We start from the raw sequence: 25444 nt of genomic DNA on the forward strand, positions 1-25444 counted from the left end.
CCCCTGGATCCGCAGCTACGCGCCCGGCGTGCCGACGGAGCTCGAGCTCCCGACCGGCTCGCTCGTCGACATCGTCACCGAGTCGGCCGAGCGCTATCCCCACCAGGTCGCGCTCGAGTTCTTCGGCCGTTCGACCAGCTACTCCCAGCTCGCCGACGAGGTGGAGCGGGCCGCCGAGGGCCTCCGCCGCCTGGGCGTCCGCGCGGGCGATCCTGTCGCCCTCGTCCTCCCGAACTGCCCGCAGCACGTCGTCGCCTTCTACGCCGTCCTCCGGCTCGGCGCCGTGGTGGTCGAGCACAACCCGCTCTACACCCCGCGCGAGCTGCGCCACCAGTTCGAGGACCACGGCGCTCGTGTCGCGATCGCCTGGAACCGCGTCGTGCCGACGGTGCAGGACCTCCCGGCCGATCTCGGCGTCGAGACCGTCGTCGCCGTCGACCTCACCCGCGCGATGCCCGCCTCGATGCGCGCAGCCCTCCGCCTGCCGCTGAAGAAGGCCCGGGAGTCGCGCGCCGCGCTGACCGGGCCGGTCCGCGGTGCGATCGAGTGGGAGTCGCTGCTGAGGCGGCGGATCGACCCGGCGCACCCGCGCCCGGTCGCGGAGGACCTCGCGGTCATCCAGTACACGAGCGGCACGACCGGCACGCCCAAGGGCGGCGAGCTGACCCACGCGAACCTGACGGCGAACGCCGCCCAGTCGCGCGCCTGGGTGCCGACGGTCCGCCGCGGCGACTGCGTGGTCTACGCGGTGCTCCCCATGTTCCACGCCTACGGGCTGACGCTCTGCCTCACCTTCGCGATGAGCATGGGCGCGCGCCTGGTGCTGTTCCCGAAGTTCGACCCGGAGCTGGTGCTGAAGGTCGTCAAGAAGCACCCCGCCACCTTCCTCCCGGCCGTTCCGCCGATCGCGGAGCGCCTGGCGCGCAGCGCGCAGCAGCGGGGCGTCTCCCTCCGCGGCATCGAGATCGCCATCTCAGGTGCGATGCCGCTCGACCCGGCGCTGGTCGACTCGTTCGAGGCGCTGACCGGAGGCACGCTCGTCGAGGGCTACGGCCTCTCGGAGACCTCTCCGGTCCTGATGGCCAACCCGGTCGGTCCGACGCGACGCGCCGGGACGGTCGGGCTCCCGCTGCCCGGCACCGACGTGCGGATCGTCGACCCCGAGGATCCCGACACGGAGGTGGCGACCGGCGAGCAGGGCGAGCTGGTCGTGCGCGGTCCGCAGGTGTTCCGGGGCTACCACCGCAAGCCCGACGAGACGGCGGCGACCTTCACCGGTGACGGCTGGTTCCGCACCGGCGACATCGCGACGATCGACGAGGACGGCTTCGTGCGCATCGTCGACCGGATCAAGGAGCTCGTGATCACGGGCGGCTTCAACGTCTCGCCGTCCGAGGTGGAGGAGGTGCTGCTCCGCCTGCCCGAGATCAAGGAGGTGGCGGTGGTCGGCCTGCCCGATCCGCGCAGCGGCGAGTCCGTGGCGGCGGCGGTCGTCCTGGAGCCGGGCGCGCAGCTCGACGTCGCAGCCGCCCGCAAGGCCGTCCGGGAGGCGCTGACGCCCTACAAGGTGCCCAAGCGGATCACCGTCGTCGACGAGCTGCCGCGGAGCATGATCGGCAAGGTCCTCCGCCGCCAGGTGAAGGCGATGCTGACCGACGAGGACTAGCCCGGAACGAGCGAGGGCCCCCGACCACTGACCGTGATCGGGGGCCCTCTGCAACGAGGCTAGAAGCCGAAGTCGCCGCCTCCGAAGTCGCCGCCCCCGCCGAAGTCGCCTCCGCCACCGAAGTCGCCCCCGCCGAAGTCGCCTCCGCCACCGAAGTCGCCGCCGCCGGAGTCGCCCCAGCCGCCGCCGTCTCCGGCGTCCGCACCGGAGGCGTCCGCACCTCCCGCATCCGCTCCGCCGTCGGCCGAGGCGTCTCCCCCGCCGTCACCGCCGGCGTAGTCGCCTCCCGCGTCGGGGAGGAACGCGCCCGCGATGGCCGAGCCGATCGCGAACCCGGCGATCGTGCCGAGCATCGAGGAGGCGAGGACGCCGCCGAAGCCCATGCCTCCGCCGCCGGAGAAGCGCCGCTCCATGAATCCGGGCTGGCGCAGCTCGCTCCTCGTGGCGGACTGGGCGAGCGTGCGGGGATCGTCGTCCTTCGGCGCGTCGCCGACAGGGGCCCCCTCGCTGAGCTCTCGGAAGACCTGCTGGCGCTGCTCCGGGGTCAGCTGCTCGAAGGCCTCGCGGTGCACCTGCTCGATCGCCTCGGGCGGCGCGGTGCGGAGGAGGTAGCGGTAGCGCTCGATGGCACGCTCATCGTCGGTGCGCGGAGACGTCGCCGGATGGGAGCCGTACTCGGGCCTGCGGTCCGCGGCCTGCGGCGGCGCGTACGTCGAGCGGCGTGCGCTCTCGGGCTGCTCGTCGCGGCCCAGCAGTCGGTCCAGGAATCCCATGATCTCCTCCTCGGCGCCCGACGGACGCACACCGCCACGGTAGGCCTCTCACCGCTCCGGGTGCTGAGCGTTCTCTCAGAGGCTGCTCGGAGCGGAGGCCTCGGTCACTTCTGCTTCGGGATGACCACCCACATCACGAGGTAGGCGATGATCTGCGGCCCCGGGAGGAGGCACGAGAGCACGAACAGGAGACGCACCACGAAGGGGCTCCAGCCGAATCGGCGGGCGAGACCGGCACAGACGCCGGCGATGATCCTGCCCCGACGGGGGCGCACGAGAGTAGCCATGACTCCACTCTGGCGCAGGGCGCCTGAGCGGGGCATCCGGGAAACCCCCTAGGTCTGCGCGGGAGTCCCGTCGAGCTCCTCGGGCCGGAACGCTCCGACCGAGCGGGCGAAGGCGGCGGCGCGCTCGGCGTCGGCCTCCGGCCAGACCACGTGGAAGCGCTCGAAGACCACGTCGCCGATGCCGCCCGGTGAGACGCGGGCGAAGTAGCGGCGGTGGCCGTCGAGCCAGGAGGCGCGCGTGCGGTCCCCCTCGCCCTCGGCCCAGGCGAACGCGTCGTCGACGGAGTCGAGCGGACCGGTCCGCACCTCGTCCGTCACGAGGACGACACGCGCCGCTCCCGCGCCGTCGCAGACGATCCAGTGGTCGCCCGCGACGGGCGCCCCCTCCTCGGCGAGGGACGCCGTGGCCGTCTTCACTCCGCGCCGCACGAGGCCCAGCAGCTCGTCCGCCATCGCCGTGCTGTCGCCGAACGACTCGACCGGCGGGAGCGCTTCGTCGACTCCCGGATGCGTGGAGCGGTACTCCGCCCAGAGGAGCGCCGCCGAGGCGGCGTCGGCGTCGGGGAGGGCCGTGCGCTCCGGCGCGACGGGCACGAGCGCCACGATGTTCGCCCCGGCCAGGGAGGCGGGATCGTCGGGGTGGTTGTCGGGCGTGGTGATTGTGTCGAAGGGCCAGTGCTGCTGGAGCCAGCGGCGCGCGTAGGCGTCGAGCTCCTCCTCGAGCCGCGAGCCCCGGACGGCGGAGACGACCCACCAGGAGGCCTCGGCGGAGTCGCCGCCGCCGGGCCGGACGCTCAGAGCGCCCAGCGCCTCGGTGCGGTCCGGGCCGACGAGCAGGAACGCGTGCGCTCTGCCCGCATGCGACTCCTCCTCGAGGCGCAGGAGACCGCGCACGTCGTCGCCGAGGGACGCCGACGGCAAGGCGGCCGGATCGTCCCCGCGGAGGAGAGCCGCGAGCCACGGTCGCTGCTCGCCGATCACCGCGTGCAGGAGGTCCGCGTCGCTCGAGACGAGAGGACGCAGGAGGGCGCCCGCCGGCAGCTCGAGCCGCGCGGGAAGGGGCGCGTCGCCGGTTCCACCGCTCATGACCGCACCTCCCCGCGCACCGGCTCAGCCGGCCGCGCGGTCCAGGACGAGCTCGCGGACGCGGGCGGCGTCGGCCTGCCCCTTCATGGCCTTCATCACGGCACCGATCACGGCACCGGCGGCCTGCACCTTGCCGTCGCGGATCTTCGCGAGCACGTCGGGCTGCGAGGCCAGTGCCGCGTCGATCGCCTCGATGAGCGCTCCGTCGTCCGAGACGACCGCGAGTCCACGGGCGTCGACGACCTCCTGCGGGGTGCCCTCTCCGGCGATGACGCCCTGGAGGACCTCGCGGGCGAGGCGGTCGGTCAGCGTGCCGCTCTCGATCAGACCGGCGAGCTCGGCGACCTGGGCCGGGGTGACCAGGGAGGCCGGGTCCTCGCCCGCCGCGTTCGCGAGGCGCGCGATCTCCCCGGTCCACCACTTGCGGGCCGCCTGCGGAGCGGCTCCCGCGGAGACGGTCTCGGTGATCTCGACCAGCAGGCCGCTGTTGGCGACGTCCTGGAACTCGAGGTCGGTGAAGCCCCACTCCTGCTTGAGGCGGCGACGGCGGTCGGCGGGCTTCTCGGGGAGCGCGGCGCGCAGCTCCTCGATCAGCTCGGGGCTCGGCACGACCGGGAGCAGGTCGGGTTCCGGGAAGTAGCGGTAGTCGTCGGCGTCGCTCTTGGGCCGGCCCGCGGAGGTGCGGCCGGTGTCCTCGTGCCAGTGGCGCGTCTCCTGCGTGATCGTGCCGCCCGCGGCGAGGATCGCCGCCTGGCGCTGGATCTCGTAGCGGACGGCGCGCTCGACCGAGCGGAGCGAGTTGACGTTCTTGGTCTCGGTGCGGGTTCCGAGCTTCTCCTGGCCGATCGGGCGGAGCGAGACGTTCGCGTCGCAGCGCAGGTTGCCGCGCTCCATCTTGGCGTCCGAGATGCCGAGCGCCAGCACGATGTCGCGGATCGTCGCGACGTAGGCCTTCGCGTACTCGGGCGCGCTCTTCCCCGCGCCGTAGATGGGCTTCGTGACGATCTCCACGAGCGGGACCCCCGCGCGGTTGTAGTCCACGAGCGAGTACTCGGCGCCCTGGATGCGGCCGGTGGCGCCGCCGACGTGCGTGAGCTTGCCGGCGTCCTCCTCCATGTGCGCGCGCTCGATCGGGATCTGCACGAGCGAGCCGTCGGCCAGCTCGATCTCGACCGAGCCCTCGAAGGCGATCGGCTCGTCGAACTGCGAGATCTGGTAGTTCTTCGCCAGGTCCGGGTAGAAGTAGTTCTTGCGCGCGAAGCGGCTGGACGGGGCGATCGAGCAGCCCAGGGCGAGGCCGAGGCTGATCGAGTAGCGGACGGCCTGCTCGTTCACGACCGGCAGCGAGCCCGGGAGGCCGAGGTCGACCGGGGTCACGTTCGTGTTGGGCTCGGACCCGAACTCGTTCGGCGCGTCCGAGAACATCTTGGTCTTCGTGTTGAGCTCGACGTGCACCTCGAAGCCGAGCACCGGCTCGAACGTCTCGAAGACCTCGTCGTAGTCCATCAGCTCGGGAGCGGACGTGTGCGCGGAGGCCATCAGACGGCACCTTCCTCGGTCGCGGAGAGCACGGAGTGGGTCAGGTCGGGGGCCTGCGCGAGGAGCGGGCGGCCCCACTTCTCCTCGAGCAGCGCCTCGAGCGCGGCGCCCACGGTGTAGAGGCGCACGTCCTCCCGGGCGGGAGCGAGGAACTGGATGCCGACAGGCAGCCCGTCCTCGTCGGCGAGGCCGGCGGGGACGGAGATGCCGGGGATGCCGGCCAGGTTCGCCGGGATGGTCGCGACGTCGCCTCGGTACATCGCCAGCGGGTCGTCGAGCTTCTCGCCGAGGCGGTAGGCGGTCGTCGGCGCTGTCGGCGAGGCGAGCACGTCGACGTCCGCGAAGGCCGCGTCGAAGTCCCGCTGCACCAGGGTCCGGACCTTCTGCGCGCTGCCGTAGTAGGCGTCGTAGTAGCCGGCCGAGAGGGCGTAGGTGCCGAGGATGATCCGGCGCTTGACCTCGGGGCCGAAGCCCTGCTCGCGGGTCGCGGACATGACCTGCTCGACCGTGCCGCCGCCCTCCGGCGTGACCCGGAGGCCGAACCGGACCGAGTCGAACTTGGCGAGGTTGCTGGAGGCCTCCGCGGGGAGGATCAGGTAGTAGGCGGCGACCGCGTGCTCGACGCTCGGGAGGCTCACCTCGACGACCTCGGCTCCGGCGCCCTGAAGGATCTCGAGCGCCTCGTGGAAGCGCGCCAGCACGCCGGGCTGGAAGCCCTCGCCGCCGTCGAGCTCCTTGACCACGCCGATCCGGAGGCCCGTCACGTCGGCGCGGCGCACCGCGTCGGCGAAGGAGGGCCAGGAGTCGCGCAGCGACGTCGAGTCGCGCGGGTCGTGGCCCGCGATGACGTCGTGCAGCAGCGCGGAGTCGAGGACCGTCCGGGAGACGGGGCCGATCTGGTCGAGGCTCGAGGCGAGCGCGATCGCTCCGTAGCGGGACACGCCGCCGTAGGTCGGCTTCACGCCGACGGTGCCGGTCACGTGCGCGGGCTGACGGATCGATCCCCCGGTGTCGGAGCCGAGGGCCAGGGGCGCCTCGTAGCTCGCGACGGCCGCGGCGGACCCGCCGCCGGAGCCGCCGGGGATGCGGTCGAGGTCCCACGGGTTGTGGGTGGGGCCGTAGGCGCTGCGCTCGGTGGTCGAGCCCATCGCGAACTCGTCCATGTTGGTCTTGCCGATCGGGACCAGCCCGGCCTCGCGGACCTTGCGCATGACGGTCGCGTCGTAGGGCGGGCGCCAGCCCTCGAGGATGCGGGAGCCGCTCGTGGTCGGCATGTCGTTCGTGACGATGACGTCCTTGACCGCGAGAGGCACTCCGGCGAGGGGGTGCAGCGACTCGCCGTCGGCCCGCCGGCGGTCGATCGCCTCGGCGGACGCGACCGCGCCCTCGCGCGCGACGTGGAGGAAGGCGTGGACCGCTCCGTCGACCGCGTCGATGCGCTCGAGGTGGGCGCGGGTGGCCTCGACCGAGGAGACCGAGCCGTCGGCCAGCTTCTCGGAGAGGGCGGACGCGCTGAGGCGGACGAGCTCGTCGCCGTGCGCGCTCACTGCTCCTCCCCCAGGATCGCGGAGACCTGGAAGCGGCTGCCGTCGTGCTCGGGCGCGCCGGAGAGCGCCTGCTCGAGCGTGAGGGTCTCGCCGACCACGTCGGGCCGGAAGACGTTCTCGAGCGGGATCGGGTGGCTGGTCGCCGGCACCTCGGGCGTGGCGACGGCCTGGACCGCGCGCACGGAGTCGACGATCTGGCCGAGCTCCCTGGTGAGGCTCCCGATCTCGTCGGAAGTGAGGTCGATCCTGGCCAGCTGGGCCAGATGGGCGACCGTGTCGGCCGTGATCTCGGACATGCGTCTCCGTCTGGTGGTTCGGGGGGATTTCCGGCCGCCAGTCTACTCGGCGCGCCCGCACCGCCTCCGCCCGCGCCGCCCGCCCGTCAGGAGCCGCTGAAGAGGCTGGAGCCGTGCTTCAGGAGTGCGTTGTACGCCCCCTCGTAGGTGGTCGGCAGGTCCTCGCCGGGCTCGCCGTACCGGGCCAGCAGCAGGCCCATCAGGCCGACGGCGGGCGGGCTCAGCGGCTTGTCGCGGTTCACGTGCGCCGGATGCGCCGGTGCCGCCTCGGGGTTCGGGGGCAGGTACTGCGGCACCGTGGTCGGCCAGTCGCCGATCTGCCGCGGCTCGTCAAGCGTCAGCACCCCGAAGAGGTCGGGGGCGGAGGCGTCGCGAGCGGTCAGCGGCTCGAGGCCGTGCAGGGCGCTGAGGGTCCGGATCACGGCGCCGTGGTGCAGCTCGTCGTGCACGATCGTGCCGGCCCTCGTGTACGCCGAGACGGCGATCGCCGGCACGCGGCAGCCGAGCCGGTCGAAGGCGAAGCCCATCTCGCCCTCGCGGCCGTCGCCCGGCGGAGTCGCCGACGGCGGGGGGACGTGGTCGTAGAGGCCGCCGTGCTCGTCGAAGGTCGCCAGCAGCAGCGTGTTCACCGCGTTCGAGCCGGTCGTGCTCGCGCTCTCCCGGATCGCCGAGTACACCTGGTGCAGCAGCAGCTCGCCGGCGCGGACGTCGGACAGCGCGCTGTCGTAGACGGGCGTGCCGTCGACCTCGTCCTCGTGCAGGACCCCGGTCGGCGGGTGCATGTCGTTGTGGTCGAAGACGAGCCGCGGCTCGAGGAAGGCGTAGTCGGGCAGCTCGCCGTTCTCCACGTCGGCGTAGAACCGGTCCATCGTCGAGAAGTGGGTCTTCCAGTACTTCTCGAGCACCGGCGCGTGCAGGAACCCGGTGTACGAGACCACCTGCAGCGCGTCGAAGTAGACGCGCCAGGTCCTCCCCGCCTCCTCGAGGCGGTTGAACACCGTCGGCGCGTCGGCCAGGTCGTCCGCGAGCCACTTCTCGTAGCCGCCGCCCTGCTTGTTGGTGACGAAGCCGTGCGAGGTCGACGCGTGCAGGAAGGACCGGTTGCAGAAGGTCTGGGAGGGGACGGCGCAGAACCACTGGTCGAAGACGGCGAACTCGCGGGCGAGGGTGGAGAAGACGGGCAGCATCTCCGGCGAGAAGCCGCCCATGATCGTCCGCACCTCCTCCGCCGTGGGCTCCTGCCCCTTCTTCATCACCCTCAGGTGCTGGACGTAGTCCTCGAGGAAGCCGCTCATCGTCGGGGCGGAGGCGTCGGCGGGCGCGTTGAAGGGCGCGGTCATGGCGCCGACGGTGCGGCCGGCGTTCTCGGGCGGATCCACCGTGCCGAAGAGCTGGGTGTTGACGTGCGGGTACTCCTCGCCCGGGTCCGGATCGGGCTGGCGCATCACGGAGTCGGTGGCGCCCTCGTAGACGTGCGTGCCGACGGTCAGTCCCCCGGCGCTGGTGTTCGTCCGCTCGTCGGGGAGGAGGCCCTCGAAGCTCTCGCCCGCGGGCAGGTCGTCCGGTTCGTAGAGGCGGCCGAGGACGTTGTCGAAGGAGCGGTTCTCGAACATGATCACGACGACGTGGTCGAATCCCGGCTCCGTGCGGGCGGGCAGTCGCGGCTCCTCCTCGCGGCGGGGGCCGGAGGCGACGGCCGCGCCGATCGCGCCACCGGCGAGGGCTCCGGCTCCGACTCCGGCGGCGGCGGTGCCGGCCAGGAAGCGGCGGCGCGAGCGGGAGCGGGGAGCTCCGTCGTCGTGCTCCGAGGGAGTCCGCTCGCTGGTCATCTCCGCCGCCTCTCCTGCGCCGCCTGCGCCTGCTCGGAGTGTAGCGACGCGCCCGGGACGGCGGCTCGAACGCGGGCGAGCAGTCCCGACTCCGGCTCGGGGTCGACGTGCGCGCGGCGGGCCGCGTCGCGGAGGCGGCGCCCGACCGGCGCGGGCGGCGCGAACGCCGGCGCCGTGCGGGGCCAGCGCGCGAGGGACCGGTCGGGACCGCTGAGGAGTGCGGCCAGCTCACGGACCTGCGGATCGACGAGGGCCCGGCGCACGCCCGCCCGGGCGCGGACGAGCTGCGCGGGAGTCTCCGGACCGAGCGGCACGCCGATCCGTGCACCCGAGGGGACGGCCGAGGCGAGCACGAGCGCCGGCACCGTGCCGGGCCGCTCCGCGCTCCCCCGCGCGGTGACGAGGAGCAGCATCCGCCGCCCCGCCCGCTCCCCGTCGCGGACGGCGTCGAACACGACGTGCAGCAGCTGCTCCGCGAGGCGCGCATCGGCGGATCGATCGGTGCCGGCGGCTGCGGCGTCGGCGAAGTCGGCCGGATCGACGAGGGACCGCGGCTCGACCAGGACGAGCGGAGGCAGGGTGCCGGCTGCGGCCTCGGCGGCCAGCGCGTCGATGGGAAGGAGGCGCCCGCCGCGGGAGCCGGCGGCGCCCGGGTCGCGGTGGGGCCACTCCGGATCGGCGAGGAGCGTGGTCGAGACGCCCTGCCGCTCGTCGACCGCGAGAGCCCAGCCGGTGCCGGTCTCCCGGGCCGCGCGCAGGGCCGCCGGCAGCGGATCGCGGCCGTCGGCGCGCCAGTGGTCGGCCCGGGCGAAGGCCGTGGCGAGGAGCGCGTGCACCGGCAGCATCTCGGGGGCGAAGCGCGCGCCCGGAGGATCGTCCGGGCCGGGCGCGGTCATCACGGCGTCCGTGCCGCCGGTGAACACCGGGCCGTCCGTGTCGTCGAGCGCGCCGAGGACCTGGTCGCGGCTGCGGCCGGCGAAGGAGAGCACGACCACGTGGTCGATCCGCCCGAGCACCTCGGCGGTCCGACGCTCGGCGGTGGTGGGCCGAGCCGCGGCGTCGAGCGCGAGCGACGCTGCGTCGGCGAGGGAGCGGCGCAGGAACGCACGCCGCTCCCCGCCGCCCGCGTCAGGCATCGGGCCCGGTCGGCTCCTCCGTGCTCGGGGCGGCCGCGTCCGGGACGGCGTCGGCCTCCTCCGGAGCATCGGCGGACGCCTCCTCCGGCAGCGCGATCGCGTCCGGTCCCTCCGTCACCAGCAGGTGGAACTCGGCCGCGGTGATGATCCGGAGCCCCAGGGCCTCGGCCTTGCCGAGCTTGCTGCCGGCGCCGGGACCGGCGGCGACGTAGTCGGTCTTCTTGGAGACGCTCGAGCCGGCCTTGCCGCCGGCCGCGAGGATGGCCTCCTGCGCCCCCTCGCGGGAGTACCCCTCCAGGCTGCCGGTCGCCACGACCGTGAGACCCGCGAGCACCCCGCCGGCGGCGTCCGCGGCACCGGGACCGGGGTGGCCGGGCGTGGCGAAGCGCACTCCGGCCGCAGCCCAGCGGTCGACGATCTCGACGTGCCAGTCGACCTCGAACCAGGCGATCAGGGCGTCGGCGATGATCCCGCCCACCCCGTCGACCGCGGCGAGCTCGTCGCGGCTCGCCCCGCGGATCGCGTCGAGCGAGCCGAAGTAGCCCGCCAGCGCGCGCGCCGCGACCGGGCCGACGTGCCGGATGCTGAGCGAGACCAGCAGGCGCCACAGCTCCTTGGTCTTCGCCCGCTCGATGTTCTCGATCAGCCGCAGGGCGTTGGTGGAGGGCACGGAGGCGGCGTCCCCCGCGAAGGCTCCCGCCTCCGGGTCGAAGGCGCCGTCCTTGGCGAGCTGCCGCTTGCGCTTGAAGGGCGTGACGACCTTCGGATCGCCCTTCGCGTCGAGCTTCTGCAGACCCGTCTCGGAGTCGCGGACGACGACCTCGATCGGGAAGAGATCGGCGACCGTGAGCTCGAACAGGCCGGCCTCGGTCCGCAGCGGCGGCTCGGCGGGCACCAGGGGCTGGGTCAGGGCGGCGGCGCTGACCTCGCCGAGCGCCTCGATGTCGAGCGCGCCGCGGCTGCCGATGTGCTCGACGCGCCCGCGGACCTGCGCGGGGCAGGACTCCGCGTTGGGGCAGCGCAGGTCGACGTCGCCCTCCTTGGCCGGAGCGAGCGTGGTGCCGCACTCGGGGCACTGCGTCGGCATCACGAACTCGCGCTCGGAGCCGTCGCGGAGCTCCACCACCGGGCCGAGCACCTCGGGGATGACGTCCCCGGCCTTCCGCAGCACGACCGTGTCGCCGATGAGCACGCCCTTGGCCTTGACCACGTCGGCGTTGTGCAGCGTGGCCTGGCGCACCTCGGACCCCGCGACCTTCACCTTGGTCATCTGGGCGAACGGCGTCGCGCGGCCGGTGCGCCCGACGCTCACGACGATGTCGAGGAGCTTCGTGTGGACCTCCTCGGGCGGGTACTTGTAGGCGATCGCCCAGCGCGGCGCCCGGCTGGTGGCGCCGAGCTCGTCGTGCAGCTCGAGCTCGTCCACCTTCACGACCACGCCGTCGATCTCGTGCTCGACCGAGTGCCGCTCGCGGCCGTAGCGCTCGACGAAGGCGAGCACCTCCTCCACCGAGGCCGAGACGCGGTTGTGGCCGCTCACCGGCAGCCCCCAGGAGGAGAGGAGCCCGTAGACCTCGGACTGGGTCGCGACCGGCTGGTCCGGCCAGGCGCCGATGCCGTGCACGTAGAGCGCGAGGGAGCCGACGCGCGCCTCGCCGGCGCGCAGGTCGAGACCCGACTTCTTGTCGAGCTGCTGGCGGAGGCCGCCGCTCGCCGCGTTCCGCGGGTTGGCGAAGGTCGGGAAGCGCCGCAGCGCGCTCGTGCGCGCCTTCTCCTCCTCGAAGACGCCGCGGGTGGCGGCCGGGCGGGTCGACCAGCGGGTCCGCGCCTCCTCGACCGCCTCGTCGCGCAGCGTCTCCTGAAGGGCGTTCAGCTCGGCGAAGGCGGCCACGGGGATGAAGACCTCGCCGCGGACCTCGACGAGTGCCGGGTGGCCCTCGCCGGAGAGGCGCTCGGGGATGCCCGAGACGCGGAGGGCGTTGACGGTGACGTCCTCGCCGGTGCGGCCGTCGCCGCGGGTCGCCGCCGTGACGAGGCGGCCGTTCTCGTAGTGGAGGGAGATCGCGAGCCCGTCGATCTTGAGCTCCGTGAGCCAGGCGACGGGGCGGTCGGCCGAGGCCACCGTCTTCTCGCACCACTCGCGCAGCTCCTCGGGCGAGAACACGTTGTCGAGGGAGAGCATCCGCTCGGCGTGGTCGATCGGGGCGAGGCCCGCTCCGACGATCCCGCCGACGGTCCGCGTCGGCGAGTCCTCGGCGGCGAGCTCGGGGTGCTCGGCCTCGAGCGCGGCGAGCTCGCGCACCAGGGCGTCGTACTCGGCGTCGGACAGCGGCGAGGAGTCGGCCGCGTAGTAGTCGTCGCTCGCCGACCGGATCCGCGCCCGCAGCTCCTCGACGCGAGCGGCGGGCTCGACGGCGCTCACTGGAGCACCGCGGCGTCGGCCGCGACCGTGCGGTCGATCGTGCACTGGCCCAGCACGCGGGTGCCGAGGTAGACGACGGCCGTCTGGCCGGGGGCGACGCCGTCGAGCGGCGAGTCCGGAGTGATCACGAGCCCCACCCTGCCATCGACGTGCGACACCACCGCGGAGGCGGGGACCGGGTCGGCGTGCGCGCGGATCTGGACGTCGCAGCGGAAGGGCGCGTCCGCGTCCTCGGGAGCGGCGCCCGCCCAGGTGAACCGCTCGCCGGCGATCTCGCCGATGCGAAGAGCCTCGCGCGGACCGACGACGACCTCGTTGCTCACCGGCCGCACCTCCAGGACGAAGCGGGGCCGTCCGTCGGGCGCGGGGACGCCGAGGTGCAGGCCCCGGCGCTGGCCCACCGTGTACCCGTGGGCGCCCTCGTGGGAGCCGACCACCGCGCCGTCGCGATCGACGACCGCTCCGGTCTCGGGGGCGACGCGCTCGGCGAGCCAGCCGCGGGTATCGCCGTCGGGGATGAAGCAGATGTCGTAGCTGTCGGGCTTGCTCGCGACGCTGAGGCCCCGCTCGGCCGCCTCCGCGCGCACGATCGCCTTGGACGGCGTGGAGCCGAGCGGGAACATCGAGTGCCGCAGCTGCTGCTCCGTCAGCACGCCGAGGACGTAGGACTGGTCCTTCGCCTCGTCGCTCGCGCGGTGGAGCTCCGGGGAGCCGTCGGCAGCGGTGCGGAGGGAGGCGTAGTGGCCGGTGCAGACCGCGTCGAAGCCGAGGTCGAGAGCCTTCTCGAGCAGGGCGGCGAACTTGATCCGCTCGTTGCAGCGCATGCAGGGGTTCGGGGTGCGGCCCGCCGAGTACTCGGCGACGAAGTCGTCGACGACGTCCAGCTTGAACCGCTCGGAGAAGTCCCACACGTAGTACGGGATGCCGAGGACGTTCGCGGCACGCTGCGCGTCCATCGAGTCCTCGATCGTGCAGCACCCCCGGCTGCCGGTGCGCAGCGTGCCGGGCATCCTGCTCAGGGCGAGGTGCACGCCCACCACGTCGTGCCCCGCCTCCACCGCGCGGGCCGCGGCCACCGCCGAGTCCACTCCACCGCTCATCGCCGCCAGAACCTTCACCGTGCGAGTCTACGTTTCCCGCGGGCGCGGCCGGCATGGGGTCAGGCGGGCAGCACCGCGCGGCTCGACAGTCCGGCTCGGGCGGCGCGGGCGTAGGCGCCGGGCAGCGCGGCCAGGAGGGCGTCGACGTCCGCGTCGGTCGAGGTGTGGCCGAGCGTCATCCGGAGCACTCCGCGGGCCTCGTCCTCGCTGCGGCCGAGCGCGAGGACCACGTGCGAGGGCTCCGGGATCCCCGCCGTGCAGGCGGATCCGGTCGAGACGGAGACGCCCGCGGTGTCGAGGAGGAAGAGGAGGGAGTCGCCCTGCGCACCGGGGAAGGCGAGGTGCGCGTTGTTGGCGACCCGGCGTCCGGAGTCGAGGGCGGGCCCGGTCAGGGTCGCCCCCGGCACGGCGGCGAGGACGCCCGCGACGAGCCGGTCGCGCAGGGCGGCCAGGCGCTGCGCCTCCGCCGACAGCTCGGCGTCCGCCTCGACCGCGGCGGCGGCGAAGGCCGCGGCGCCGGGCACGTCCTGGGTGCCGGAGCGGACGCCCCGCTGCTGTCCGCCTCCGTGCAGCACCGGGACCACGCGGGCGTCGCGGGCGAGCACGAGCGCACCGGTCGCGATCGGCCCGCCGACCTTGTGACCCGAGACGCTGACGGCGGCCAGTCCCGCGCCGCGCCCGGAGCCGGAGGCGCGGCGGATCTCGGCGATCCGCAGCGGCACGTGTCCGAGGGCGGCGACCGCGTCGACGTGGAGGGGGACGCCGGCGCGGGCGCACACCGCCGCCAGCTCGGCGATCGGATTGATCGTCCCGATCTCGTTGTTGACCCAGAGCACCGTGACCAGGGCGACCGATCCGGGGTCCTCCTCCAGCGCCGCGGCGAGCGCCTCCGGCCGCAGGGTGCCCTCGTCGTCGAGCGGCAGCCACTCGAGGACGGCGCCCTCGTGCTCGGCGAGCCAGGCGGCGGAGTCGAGCGTCGCGTGGTGCTCCCCCTCGGCGACCAGGACCCGGACGCGGGCCGGATCCTCGCTCCGGCGCTGCCAGTAGAGGCCCTTGATCCCGAGGTTGACCGCCTCGGTGCCGCCGGCGGTGAGGATCACCTCGATCGGCTCGCAGCCGAGCACCCCGGCGAGCGCCGACCGGGCGTCCTCCAGCCGGCGGCGCGCCTCCTGGCCGGAGCCGTGGACGGAGGAGGGATTGCCGCCGTGGGCGGACGCCTCCGCGAACGCGGCGAGCGCCGAGGCGCGCAGCGGGGTGGTCGCGGCGTGGTCGAGGTAGATCACAGCAGCCCTTCGTCCCGCGTCGGGGGCACGGAGGGAGCCGGTGCCCGTCACTACTGTAAGTCGCATGACCTCTCACGATCCCCTGGCCCGGCTCGGCGTGACCGTGGACGATCAGGGCGGTGAGCTGCGGGTCTGGTCCGAGAGCGCGAGCGCCGTCGATCTGCTGCTGTACGACGAGAAGGACCCGACCTGGGTGACCCGCACGGTCCCGCTGGCGCGCGACGACGCCGCGGTCTGGTCCGCGCGCTCCGATCTGCTGGCCCCCGGCCGCCGCTACGCCCTGCGCGTCGACGGGCCGACGGGCCCCCGGCACCGCTTCGACCCCCGCCGGGCCCTGCTGGAGCCGTACTCCCGCGGCCTGCACCGGGTGGCGGAGAACGAGTGGCGCTCGGTCGTCGTGGACGACGCGTTCGACTGGGGCTTCTCCTCCCGGCCCGGCACCCCGATGGACCGCACCGTGATCTACGAGGCGCATGTGAAGGGGCTGACCCGGCTGAACCCGGCGCTGCCCGTGGAGCTGCGCGGCACCTACGCCGGCCTGGCGCACGAGTCGACGGTCTCGGCGCTGCTCGATCTGGGCGTGACGGCGGTCGAGCTGCTGCCCGTGCACGCGTTCGTGTCGGAGCAGCGCCTGCTGCGGCAGGGGCTGACCAACTACTGGGGCTACAACACGCTGAACTTCTTCGCCCCGCACGCCTCGTACGCCTCCTCCACCGCGCAGCGCGGCGGACCGACCGCGGTGCTCCGCGAGTTCAAGGGGATGGTGAAGCTCCTGCACGAGGCCGGCCTCGAGGTGATCCTGGACGTGGTCTACAACCACACCGCCGAGGAGGGGCCGGGCGGGCCGATGTCGAGCCTGCGCGGGATCGACGACGCCGGCTGGTACCGCCAGACGCCCGAGGGCCACTACGTGGACGTCACCGGCTGCGGGAACACGATCGACTTCGGCCGGCCCGCGGCGCAGCGCCTCGCGTTGGACTCGATGCGCTACTGGTCGGGCGAGGTCGGGATCGACGGCTTCCGGCTCGACCTGGCCGCGACCCTCGGCCGGGACGAGATCGCGCACTTCCGGAGCGACCACCCGCTGCTGCGGGCCGCGGTCGAGGATCCGGCGCTGGCCGGCGTGAAGATGATCGCCGAGCCCTGGGACGTGGGAATGGGCGGCTGGCAGACCGGGAACTTCCCGGCCGGGTGGTCGGAGTGGAACGACCGCTACCGCGACCGCGCCCGCAACTTCTGGCTCTCGGACATCGACTACGCCCGCCGCGCCGGCACGGCCCCCGTCGGCATCGGCGGCTTCGCGACCCGGCTCTCGGGCTCCTCCAACACCTTCTCGGCGGAGCGGGGCCCCCTCGCGTCGGTCAACTTCGTCACCGCGCACGACGGCTTCACGCTGGCGGACCTGGTCTCGTACAACGTCAAGCACAACATCGGCAACGGCGAGTCGAACCGCGACGGAGCCGACACCAACCGCTCCTTCAACCACGGCTTCGAGGGCCCCACCACCGACGAGCGGATCACGCTGGCGCGGCGCAAGGCGATGCGGAACCTCCTCGGCACCCTGCTGCTGTCGGCCGGCGTGCCGATGATCACGGCGGGCGACGAGACCGGGCGCAGCCAGCGCGGCAACAACAACGCCTACTGCCAGGACTCGGACCTGACCTGGGTGCGCTGGGAGGGCCTGGCCGACTGGCAGCTCGCGCTCCGCGCGCACACGCGCACCCTGCTGCGCCTGCGGCGTGAGCACCCGGCGCTGCGTCCCTCCCGCTACGGCAGCGGCGACGCGAGCGAGCCGGGCGCCACGACCATGACGTGGTTCGACGCCCACGGGCGCGGGATGAGCGAGCACGACTGGACCTCCGCCGCCAACCGGACGCTGCAGTACCTCGCCGCCTCGACGCCGGTCGAGGGCGAGCCGGACCGCGTCCTGCTGGTGGTGCACGGCGTCGAGCAGGACACCACGGTCGTGCTCGCCGACGGCGAGGGGGTCACCGGCTACACGCGCCTGTGGAACAGCGAGGAGCCGGAGCCGCTGGAGCACGGCGAATCGTTCGAGCCGGGGCAGGTCATCCGCGTGGCCGGAACCTCGATGCAGCTCTTCGCCGCGCACGGGCCGGCGGCCGAGCAGGACGCCTGATGGCGAGGAGCGGGCCGGGGACCCCGGCGACCGTCGCGCTGACGGCGGCGGGCGTCCCCTTCACTCCCCGCCAGTACCGGCACGACCCGGCCACGACGCGCTACGGGCTCGAGGCGGCCGAGGCGCTCGGCGTCGAGCCGGAGCGCGTGTTCAAGACCCTGATGGTCGACGTCGACGGCGAGCTCGTGGTGGGCGTCGTGCCCGTCACCGGCTCGCTCGGGCTGAAGGAGCTCGCGGCCGCGGTCGGAGGCAGGCGGGCGGCGATGGCCGACCCCGTGCTGGCCCAGCGCCGGACCGGCTACGTGCTCGGCGGCATCTCGCCGCTCGGGCAGAGGACGCGGCACCGCACCGTGATCGACGAGACCGTCGAGCTCCACGACACGGTGCTCGTCTCGGGCGGGCGCCGGGGCTTCGACATCGAGCTCGCCCCCGCCGACCTCGTCGCCGCGACGGCCGCCCTCCTCGCCGACATCGCGCGCTGACCCCTGCTCCCCCGCCGTCCTCCTCCGGGCGCCGTTTCGCTCCGTGCGCCGTCCTCCTCCCGCGAGATCCCACTCCGGTCCGCGAGACGCCGAGGAAGGCGCACCGGAGCGGCATCTCGCGGAGAGCGACCGGGCGGGGTCAGCCGGCGGCGGCGGCCAGTCCCAGCTCGGCGGAGCGGGCCAGGAGGGGATGCCGCGGCACGACGCGGACGGTGTAGCCGAAGGAGCCGCTGCGGTCGAGGGTGACCACTCCGGCGTAGGGCACGCGCCCGACCGCGTCGGCCGGCACTACGGCACCCGACTCCTCGACCACCTCGAGCTCGTGGTGGCGGACCTCGGTGAGCGAGCCGTCAGCGGACGTCGTCCCGTACACGACCTCGACCGAGACGTCCGCCGGCGAGAGCTCGCCCAGGCGCACGCCCGCCCGCACGGCGAGCCGGTCCCCGCGCTGGGGCACCGCGTCGATCCCGCCGGACTCGACGGACGCGACCGCGACCCCGGGCCAGCCGGCGCGGACCCGCCGCTTCCAGGTCGCCAGCTCCTTGGCCGGCTCGAAGTGGTCGGCGGCGACGGCGCGCCCGGCCTCGGCGGCCGGCGAGTAGAGCGCCTCGACGTACTGGCGCACCATCCGCTCGGCGGAGAGCTCGGGCGAGAGGGTCGCGAGGGTGTGCCGGATCGACCGCACCCACCGCCGGGGCACGCCGTCGTGATCGCGCTCGTAGTAGCGCGGCACGACCTCGGTCTCGAGCAGCTCGTAGAGCGCCTCGGCCTCGAGCGTGTCGCGGGCCTCCGGGTCGAGCGCGCGGTCGGAGGAGGGGATCGCCCAGCCGTTCTCGCCGTCGAAGTACTCGTTCCACCAGCCGTCGAGGATCGAGAGGTTGAGCGAGCCGTTGAGCGCCGCCTTCATCCCCGAGGTGCCGCACGCCTCGAGCGGGCGCAGCGGGTTGTTGAGCCAGACGTCGGTGCCCGGGTAGAGCAGCTGCGCCATCGCGATGTCGTAGTCCGGCAGGAAGACGATCCTGCGGCGCACGTCCGGCTCCTGCGCGAAGCGGACGAGCCGCTGGATCAGGCGCTTCCCCTCCTCGTCGGCCGGGTGGGACTTGCCCGCGATGACGATCTGGATCGGGTGCTGCGGGTGGGTGAGCAGCGCGCGCAGACGCTCGGGGTCGTGGAGCATCAGGGTCAGCCGCTTGTAGGTCGGCACCCGCCGCGCGAAGCCGATGGTGAGCACGTCCGGGTCCAGCAGCTCGTCGAGCCAGGCCGGCGGGAGGCCGCCCGGGTTCTGCTCGCGCCAGGAGCGGGCGGCCCGGCGGCGGGCGTCCCGCACCAGCTGCTCCCGCATCGCCCGGCGCGCGGCCCACAGCTCGGTGTCGCCGAGCGCACCCGAGGCCCAGTCGGCCCGCGTCGTGTCGTCGGTGCCGAGCCGCTCCTCCGCGAGCCGCCGGAGGATCGGATCGGTCCAGGTGGCCGCGTGGACGCCGTTCGTCACCGAGCCGATCGGCACCTCCGCCGTCTCGAAGCCGGGCCAGAGGCTCGAGAACATCGATCGGCTGACCTCGCCGTGCAGCGTCGAGACGCCGTTGGAGCGCTGCGCGAGCCGCAGGCCCATGTACGCCATGTTGAACGCCGTCCCGGAGTCCCCCGGCTCGGCGCCCAGCGCGAGCACGTCCTCGACCTGCACGCCCGGGAGCAGCTCCGTGGAGAAGTACTCCTCGATCATCCCGCGGTCGAAGCGGTCGATGCCCGCCGGCACCGGAGTGTGCGTGGTGAAGACCGTGCTCGCCCGCACCACCTGGAGAGCCTGGTCGAAGTCCAGGCCCGCGCCGATCAGGCCGGAGATGCGCTCGAGCCCCTGGAAGCCGGCGTGCCCCTCGTTGGTGTGGAACACCTCCGGGAGGACGCCGCCCGAGACCTCGGCCCAGAGTTCGAGCGCGCGGACCCCGCCGATACCCAGCAGCAGCTCCTGCAGCAGGCGGTGCTCGCCCCCGCCGCCGTAGAGGCGGTCGGTGACGGAGCGGAGCGAGTCCTCGTTCTCGGGGATGTCGGTGTCGAGCAGGAGGAGGGTCACCCGGCCGACCTCCGCGCGCCAGACCCGGGCGTAGAGCGCGCGTCCCTCGGGGAGCGCCAGCACGATGCGGGCGGGCGAGCCGTCGGCGAGACGGACGACGCGCAGCGGCAGCCCGTCGGGATCGAGCGAGGGGTAGGACTCGAGCTGCCAGCCGTCGGCGGAGAGCTTCTGCGAGAAGTAGCCCGACCGGTAGAAGAGGCCCACGCCGGTGAGCGGCACGCCCAGGTCCGAGGAGGCCTTCAGGTGGTCGCCCGCGAGGATTCCGAGTCCGCCGGAGTACTGGGGCAGCGCCGCCGCGATGCCGAACTCCGGCGAGAAGTAGGCGATCGAGCGCGGGGCGGACTCCGGCAGCGACTGGTACCACCGCGGCTCGGTGCGGTACCGCTCCAGCTCGTCGCGGAGGCGCCACGCCTCGTCGACGAAGCCCTGATCCCCCGCCAGCTCGGCGAGGCGCTCGGGGCTCACTGCTCCGAGCAGAGCGGTGGGGTCCGCTCCCCCGCGCCGCCACAGCTCAGGATCGACCCGCTCGAACAAGCGCCGGGCGGGCTCGTGCCAGGCCCAGCGCAGATTGCCCGCCAGATCGCCCAGAGCCGAGAGCTCGGGCGGGAGGACGGAGCGGACGATGAAGCGGCGGATCGCCTTCACGGCACCCCTCGACTCTCTGCGGACCCCGGAGCGCCCGGTCGCGGAGCACCGGGGCGGTCGCGCTCGGTCACCCTAGCGGACCCCTCGGCCGCCGCGGATCGGCCGGACGCGGACCCGCCCCGACGCTCCGGCACGCGCTCCCCGGATCCGTTTGCACAGGCCCGAGCGCGGGCGCAACCGTCGTGTGCGAGCCGCCGCCGGTCGCTACTGTCGTGACGTGGCTCAGATACCTTTCGGCAAGGCTCAGAACGGCAAGGACGCACGGCGAGCGGGTCGCGGACGCGCACCCCAGGAGGCGTCGGCGCCTCCCGAGACGGCCGCTCCGGCGCCCGCCGCCGCCCCCGAGGCGACTCCTGCTCCCCCCGCGGCCGACAGTGCTCCGGCCGCCCCGGTGACCGCGGACGCACCCGACGCGTCGCCGGCGCCCGCGACGACCTGGAGCGGCTACCGCGTCCGCGCCGAGCGCCTGCCGATCATCGACCCGCAGCCCCGGCTCGAGGACGACCGCTGGCCCGCGAAGGCGTTCGTCGGCGAGGTCGTTCCCTTCGCCGCCACGGCCTTCCGCGAGGGGCACGACCTCATCGGCGTCGACCTCCTGCTGAGCTCGCCGTCCGGGGCCGAGTCGGAGCACCGCATGTCGCTCCTCGCGACCGGCACCGACCGCTACGGGCGCCTCGTGGCCCTCGACGAGGAGGGCGACTGGAGCTACCGCATCCGCGCCTACGCCGACGACTGGGCGACCTGGCTCCACACGGCCGAGGTCAAGATCCCGGCCGGCCTGGACATCGACGTCACCTTCGCCATCGGCGAGGGCCTGCTGCGCAGCGGCGCCGACGACTCCGCGCGGCCCGAGGGCGAGCGCAGCCTGCTCTCCGACACCGCCGCCCGCGTCGGCGACACCACGCTGAGCGCCGAGGAGCGCCTCGCCGCGGCGACCGGTCCCGCCGTCCACGGCGCGCTCGACGCCCGCCCGGTGATGAGCCTCACGAGCGTCTCGGAGCCGCGCACCGTCCACGTCGAGCGCACCCGCGCCGGCGTCGGCGCCTGGTACGAGTTCTTCCCCCGCTCCGAGGGCGCCGTGCGCCACGAGGACGGGACCGTGACCAGCGGATCCTTCCGCACCGCGATCGACCGCCTTCCCGCGGTGGCCGCGATGGGCTTCGACGTGCTCTACCTGCCGCCGATCCACCCCATCGGCCGCTCCTTCCGCAAGGGCCCGAACAACACGCTCGACGCCGGCGAGAACGACCCCGGCTCGCCGTGGGCGATCGGCTCGGCCGAGGGCGGCCACGACGCGATCCACCCGGACCTCGGCACCGAGGACGACTTCCGCGCCTTCCACGCCGCGGTCGAGGCCGCGGGCCTCGAGCTCGCCCTCGACTTCGCCCTGCAGGCCTCGCCCGACCATCCCTGGGTCACCAGCCACCCCGAGTGGTTCACGACGCTCCCCGACGGCTCGATCGCCTACGCCGAGAACCCGCCGAAGAAGTACCAGGACATCTACCCGATCAACTTCGACAACGACCCCGAGGGCATCCGTCAGGAGTCGCTGCGGGTCCTGCGGCACTGGATCGACCTGGGCGTGCGGATCTTCCGCGTCGACAACCCCCACACGAAGCCGCTCGACTTCTGGGAGTGGATCATCCACGAGGTCAACGCCGAGCACCCCGAGGTCGTCTTCCTCGCGGAGGCGTTCACCCGCCCCGCGATCATGCGCGCGCTCGGCAAGGTCGGCTTCCAGCAGTCGTACTCGTACTTCACCTGGCGCAACACCAAGGAGGAGCTCGGCGAGTTCTTCACGAGCATCTCCCACGAGACGGCCGACTACATGCGGCCGAACCTCTTCGTGAACACTCCGGACATCCTCACCGAGTACCTCCAGTACGGCGGCCGCTCGGCGTACAAGGTGCGGGCGGCCCTGGCCGCGACCGCGTCGCCGCTGTGGGGGGTCTACGCCGGCTACGAGCTGGTCGAGAACGTCGCTCGCCCCGGCGCCGAGGAGAACATCGACAACGAGAAGTACGAGTACAAGACGCGCGACTGGGCCGGCGCCGAGGAGTCGGGCCGCTCGCTGGCGCCGTACATCACGCGCCTCAACGAGATCCGGCGCTCGCACCCCGCGCTCGGGCAGCTGCGGAACCTGCACGTGCACGGCAGCGACGACGACGCGATCCTCGTCTACTCCAAGCACCTGCAGGCCGCGTTCACGGGCACCGGGACCGACGACACGATCATCGTCGTCGTCAACACCGACCCGCACTCGGCCCGCGAGACCACGGTCCACCTCGACCTGCCCGCGATCGGGCTCGACTGGAGCGCGACCTTCGAGGTCGAGGACCTGATCACCGGTGCCGTCTGGACCTGGGGCAGCGACGACTACGTGCGGCTCGACTCGTTCGTCGAGCCCGTGCACATCCTGAGCGTGAAGGCGGACGAGCGATGAGCGGAACCACCCCCGAGGGCACGAGCCCGGCCGAGGAGGCGGGCCTCGGCGCGCACGCCGAGACGGTCCCCACGACGGGCACCAGCTCGGCGACCACCTCCGGCCACGGCGCGCACGTCGCCGACGCGGCGCCCGACGCTCGACAGCACCCAGGAGCGGACGGCGAGAACGCGCGCAGCTACGCGGTCGAGACGGTCCCGGAGGCGCCTCAGCCGGTCGCGGCCGACGACGCCGTGACCGTCGAGCCCGACGCCGACGACGCGGAGTCCGCTCCGGTCGGCAGCGGGGCCGAGGGCGACCTGCCCGACGACACGGACGCCGCCGATTCCGTCGCAGCCGACAGCGCCGCGCCCTTCGAGACGACCGCCGGCCCCGCCGAGACGACCGCGGACCCCGCCGAGACGACCGCGGACCCCGCGACCGCTTCGGGCCCCGTCGACGGCACCGCGGCGATCGCGCTGCCCGACATCCCGGAGTGGGTGCTGCAGCAGCTCGCCACCGGCAGCAACGCGCTCCCCCACGACGTCCTGGGCCAGCACCTCGTCGCGGCCCCCGGCGTCTCCGACCCGGTGACGGTCGTCCGCGTGCGCCGCCCGCTCGCCGAGAAGGTCGCCGTGGTGCTCGCCACCGGCGCCCGCGTCGAGCTGAGCCACCTCAGCGACGGGATCTGGCAGGGCTTCCACGTCCTCGGTCCGCAGGCGTACACGGTCGAGGCCCGCTACGGCGGCGGCGGCGAGTGGACCGCGGAGGACCCCTACCGGTTCTCGAAGACGGTCGGCGACTTCGACCTCTACCTCATCGGCGAGGGCCGCCACGAGCGTCTCTGGGAGGCGCTCGGTGCCCGCCACCGCGAGCACGAGGGGGTCTGGGGCACGAGCTTCGCCGTCTGGGCCCCGCACGCCCAGGCCGCTCGGGTCGTCGGCGACTTCAACGACTGGAACGGCGAGGGCCACTCCCTCCGCAACCTCGGGACGACCGGGGTCTGGGAGATCTTCGTCCCGGGCGTCGAGCCCGGAGCCTCCTACAAGTTCGACCTGCTCTCGCGTGACGGCCACTGGGTCCGCAAGGCCGACCCGATGGCCCGCGCCACGGAGGTGCCGCCTGCGACCGCCTCGAAGGTCCCCGTCTCGCACCACCAGTGGGGCGACTCCGGCTGGATGGAGAAGCGAGCCTCGGTCGATCCGCACACGCAGCCGCTCAGCGTCTACGAGATGCACCTCGGCTCCTGGCGTCCGGGACTGGGCTACCGCGACCTCGCGGACCCGCTGATCGAGTACGTCACCGAGCTCGGCTTCACGCACGTGGAGTTCATGCCGCTCGCCGAGCACCCGTTCGGCGGCTCCTGGGGCTACCAGGTCACCGGCTATTACGCCGCCTCGAGCCGCTTCGGCACGGCCGACGACCTCAAGTACCTGATCGACCGTCTGCACCAGGCCGGCATCGGCGTCATCGTCGACTGGGTGCCCGGGCACTTCCCGAAGGACGACTTCGCCCTCGCCCGCTTCGACGGCGAGCCGCTCTACGAGCACCCGGACTGGCGCCGCGGCGAGCAGATGGACTGGGGCACCTACGTCTTCGACTTCGGGCACACCCAGGTGCGCAACTTCCTCGTCGCGAACGCCCTGTTCTGGCTCGAGGAGTTCCACGTCGACGCCCTGCGGGTGGACGCTGTCGCCTCGATGCTCTACCTCGACTACTCCCGCAAGGAGGGCGAGTGGCTGCCGAACCAGTACGGCGGACGCGAGCACCTCGAGGCGATCAGCTTCCTCCAGGAGGTCAACGCCACGGCCTACAAGCTGCACCCCGGCATCATGATGATCGCCGAGGAGTCGACGAGCTGGCCCGGCGTCACCCAGCCCACCAGCTCCGGCGGCCTCGGCTTCGGGCTCAAGTGGAACATGGGCTGGATGCACGACTCGCTCGACTACATGGCGAACGACCCGCTCTGGCGCCAGTACCACCTGGGCGAGATCACCTTCTCGTTCGTCTACGCCTTCAGCGAGAAGTTCGTCCTGCCGATCAGCCACGACGAGGTCGTGCACGGCAAGGGCTCGCTGATCCAGAAGATGCCGGGCGACCACTGGCAGCAGCTCGCGAACGTGCGCGCCTACCTCGCCTTCATGTGGGCCCACCCCGGTAAGCAGCTGCTCTTCATGGGCCAGGAGTTCGGCCAGTACTCCGAGTGGAGCGAGGAGCGGGGCCTGGACTGGTGGATCCTCGATCAGCCGAGCCACCGCGGTCTCTGGAGCCTCGTCGGTCAGCTGAACCGCGTGTACCGCGACTCGCCGTCGCTCTGGGAGCTCGACCACGAGCAGTCGGGCTTCGAGTGGATCGACGGCGGCGCGGCGGCGGCCAACGTCGTCTCGTTCCTGCGCAAGGACAGCGAGGGTCGCCCGATCGCCGTCATCGCCAACTTCTCGGGCTCGCCCGTGCACGGCTACCGCGTGAGCCTGCCCACGGCCGGCCGCTGGGAGGAGCTCGTCAACACGGACGCCGAGATCTACGGCGGCAGCGGAGTCGGGAACTTCGGAGCGGTCGAGGCTCGCGAGGAGCCGTGGGCCGGCCGCCCGGCTTCCGCCGAGCTGGTCCTGCCCCCGCTGGCCGTGCTCTACCTGCGACCCGCCGACTGATCGGTCCCCGCACGGAAGAGGCCGCCCGCCGCGACGATCGTCGCGAGCGGGCGGCCTCTCGGCGTTCCGGCCGGC

17 protein-coding genes are annotated in these 25444 nt (G+C 73.5%); 5 read left to right on the top strand and 12 right to left on the bottom strand.

The window, feature by feature from the left end; genetic code table 11:
• Positions 1–1666, top strand: a 1666-nt coding sequence (locus tag C5C46_RS12020) for a long-chain-fatty-acid--CoA ligase (RefSeq protein ID WP_104226845.1), incomplete at its 5' end; no start/stop codon positions are given.
• Positions 1667–1725: 59 nt separating this feature from the next.
• Here C5C46_RS12020 and C5C46_RS12025 read toward each other — a convergent pair.
• The 11 genes from C5C46_RS12025 to C5C46_RS12075 all read right to left on the bottom strand — a co-directional run bounded on the left by C5C46_RS12025 (position 1726) and on the right by C5C46_RS12075 (position 14964).
• The gene (locus C5C46_RS12025) at positions 1726–2439 is read right to left on the bottom strand and encodes a hypothetical protein (protein WP_104226892.1); all 714 of its coding nucleotides are present in this window, start codon (positions 2437–2439) and stop codon (positions 1726–1728) included.
• 104 nt (positions 2440–2543) lie between these two features.
• Positions 2544–2726 (bottom strand): PspC domain-containing protein, encoded by a 183-nt coding sequence (locus C5C46_RS12030; RefSeq protein WP_104223873.1) that lies wholly within the window; start codon positions 2724–2726, stop codon positions 2544–2546.
• Between the two features lie 48 nt (positions 2727–2774).
• On the bottom strand, positions 2775–3812 hold the full coding sequence (locus tag C5C46_RS12035) for an ASCH domain-containing protein (RefSeq protein ID WP_104226846.1): 1038 nt from the start codon (positions 3810–3812) through the stop codon (positions 2775–2777).
• A 24-nt stretch (positions 3813–3836) separates the two neighbouring features.
• The gene (gatB, locus tag C5C46_RS12040) at positions 3837–5351 is read right to left on the bottom strand and encodes an Asp-tRNA(Asn)/Glu-tRNA(Gln) amidotransferase subunit GatB (protein ID WP_104223875.1); all 1515 of its coding nucleotides are present in this window, start codon (positions 5349–5351) and stop codon (positions 3837–3839) included.
• Positions 5351–6898: an Asp-tRNA(Asn)/Glu-tRNA(Gln) amidotransferase subunit GatA gene (gatA, locus tag C5C46_RS12045; protein ID WP_104226847.1), complete on the bottom strand. Its 1548-nt coding sequence runs from the start codon at positions 6896–6898 to the stop codon at positions 5351–5353. The genes gatB and gatA overlap by 1 nt, the downstream gene beginning before the upstream one ends.
• A complete protein-coding gene (gatC, locus tag C5C46_RS12050; RefSeq protein ID WP_104226848.1) occupies positions 6895–7194 on the bottom strand; it encodes an Asp-tRNA(Asn)/Glu-tRNA(Gln) amidotransferase subunit GatC in 300 nt (99 codons plus the stop codon). Before gatC ends, gatA begins: the two co-directional genes overlap by 4 nt.
• Positions 7195–7280: 86 nt before the next feature.
• Positions 7281–9023, bottom strand: a complete 1743-nt coding sequence (locus tag C5C46_RS12055) for an alkaline phosphatase family protein (protein WP_104226849.1) — start codon at positions 9021–9023, stop codon at positions 7281–7283.
• Positions 9020–10159: a hypothetical protein gene (locus C5C46_RS12060; RefSeq protein ID WP_104226850.1), complete on the bottom strand. Its 1140-nt coding sequence runs from the start codon at positions 10157–10159 to the stop codon at positions 9020–9022. Before C5C46_RS12060 ends, C5C46_RS12055 begins: the two co-directional genes overlap by 4 nt.
• Positions 10152–12581: an NAD-dependent DNA ligase LigA gene (ligA, locus tag C5C46_RS12065; RefSeq protein ID WP_104226851.1), complete on the bottom strand. Its 2430-nt coding sequence runs from the start codon at positions 12579–12581 to the stop codon at positions 10152–10154. Before ligA ends, C5C46_RS12060 begins: the two co-directional genes overlap by 8 nt.
• Complete coding sequence (mnmA, locus tag C5C46_RS12070; RefSeq protein WP_181136522.1) at positions 12578–13699, bottom strand: tRNA 2-thiouridine(34) synthase MnmA; 1122 nt, start codon at positions 13697–13699, stop codon at positions 12578–12580. Before mnmA ends, ligA begins: the two co-directional genes overlap by 4 nt.
• A 41-nt stretch (positions 13700–13740) precedes the next feature.
• On the bottom strand, positions 13741–14964 hold the full coding sequence (locus C5C46_RS12075) for a cysteine desulfurase family protein (RefSeq protein ID WP_308470980.1): 1224 nt from the start codon (positions 14962–14964) through the stop codon (positions 13741–13743).
• Between the two features lie 64 nt (positions 14965–15028).
• On the opposite strand from C5C46_RS12075, the gene glgX reads away from it, so the two are divergent.
• Positions 15029–17101 carry a glycogen debranching protein GlgX gene (glgX, locus tag C5C46_RS12080; protein WP_104226854.1) on the top strand — a complete coding sequence of 691 codons (2073 nt, stop codon included), beginning with the start codon at positions 15029–15031 and terminating at the stop codon, positions 17099–17101.
• Positions 17101–17583, top strand: coding sequence for a Cys-tRNA(Pro) deacylase (ybaK, locus tag C5C46_RS12085; protein ID WP_104226855.1), 483 nt, complete (start codon positions 17101–17103; stop codon positions 17581–17583). Before glgX ends, ybaK begins: the two co-directional genes overlap by 1 nt.
• A 139-nt stretch (positions 17584–17722) precedes the next feature.
• On the opposite strand, the gene glgP is transcribed toward ybaK, so the two are convergent.
• A complete protein-coding gene (gene glgP / locus C5C46_RS12090; RefSeq protein ID WP_104226856.1) occupies positions 17723–20296 on the bottom strand; it encodes an alpha-glucan family phosphorylase in 2574 nt (857 codons plus the stop codon).
• 472 nt (positions 20297–20768) lie between these two features.
• On the opposite strand from glgP, the gene C5C46_RS12095 reads away from it, so the two are divergent.
• Positions 20769–22739, top strand: a complete 1971-nt coding sequence (locus C5C46_RS12095; protein ID WP_308471132.1) for an alpha-1,4-glucan--maltose-1-phosphate maltosyltransferase — start codon at positions 20769–20771, stop codon at positions 22737–22739.
• Complete coding sequence (gene glgB, locus C5C46_RS12100; RefSeq protein ID WP_104226858.1) at positions 22736–25369, top strand: 1,4-alpha-glucan branching protein GlgB; 2634 nt, start codon at positions 22736–22738, stop codon at positions 25367–25369. Before C5C46_RS12095 ends, glgB begins: the two co-directional genes overlap by 4 nt.
• Positions 25370–25444 lie beyond the last annotated feature (75 nt).

It is taken from the genome of Rathayibacter sp. AY1E6, assembly GCF_002931115.1.
In the GTDB taxonomy this organism is placed as follows: domain Bacteria; phylum Actinomycetota; class Actinomycetes; order Actinomycetales; family Microbacteriaceae; genus Rathayibacter.

Bases quoted from the DNA above. Each gene is read 5' to 3' on its own strand.
- C5C46_RS12060 (WP_104226850.1), bottom strand. From the start codon at position 10,159: ATGCCTGACGCGGGCGGCGGGGAGCGGCGTGCGTTCCTGCGCCGCTCC.
- glgX (WP_104226854.1), top strand. From the start codon at position 15,029: ATGACCTCTCACGATCCCCTGGCCCGGCTCGGCGTGACCGTGGACGAT.
- C5C46_RS12055 (WP_104226849.1), bottom strand. From the start codon at position 9,023: ATGACCAGCGAGCGGACTCCCTCGGAGCACGACGACGGAGCTCCCCGC.
- C5C46_RS12030 (WP_104223873.1), bottom strand. From the start codon at position 2,726: ATGGCTACTCTCGTGCGCCCCCGTCGGGGCAGGATCATCGCCGGCGTC.
- C5C46_RS12025 (WP_104226892.1), bottom strand. From the start codon at position 2,439: ATGGGATTCCTGGACCGACTGCTGGGCCGCGACGAGCAGCCCGAGAGC.
- gatB (WP_104223875.1), bottom strand. From the start codon at position 5,351: ATGGCCTCCGCGCACACGTCCGCTCCCGAGCTGATGGACTACGACGAG.
- ybaK (WP_104226855.1), top strand. From the start codon at position 17,101: ATGGCGAGGAGCGGGCCGGGGACCCCGGCGACCGTCGCGCTGACGGCG.
- C5C46_RS12035 (WP_104226846.1), bottom strand. From the start codon at position 3,812: ATGAGCGGTGGAACCGGCGACGCGCCCCTTCCCGCGCGGCTCGAGCTG.
- glgB (WP_104226858.1), top strand. From the start codon at position 22,736: ATGAGCGGAACCACCCCCGAGGGCACGAGCCCGGCCGAGGAGGCGGGC.
- gatC (WP_104226848.1), bottom strand. From the start codon at position 7,194: ATGTCCGAGATCACGGCCGACACGGTCGCCCATCTGGCCCAGCTGGCC.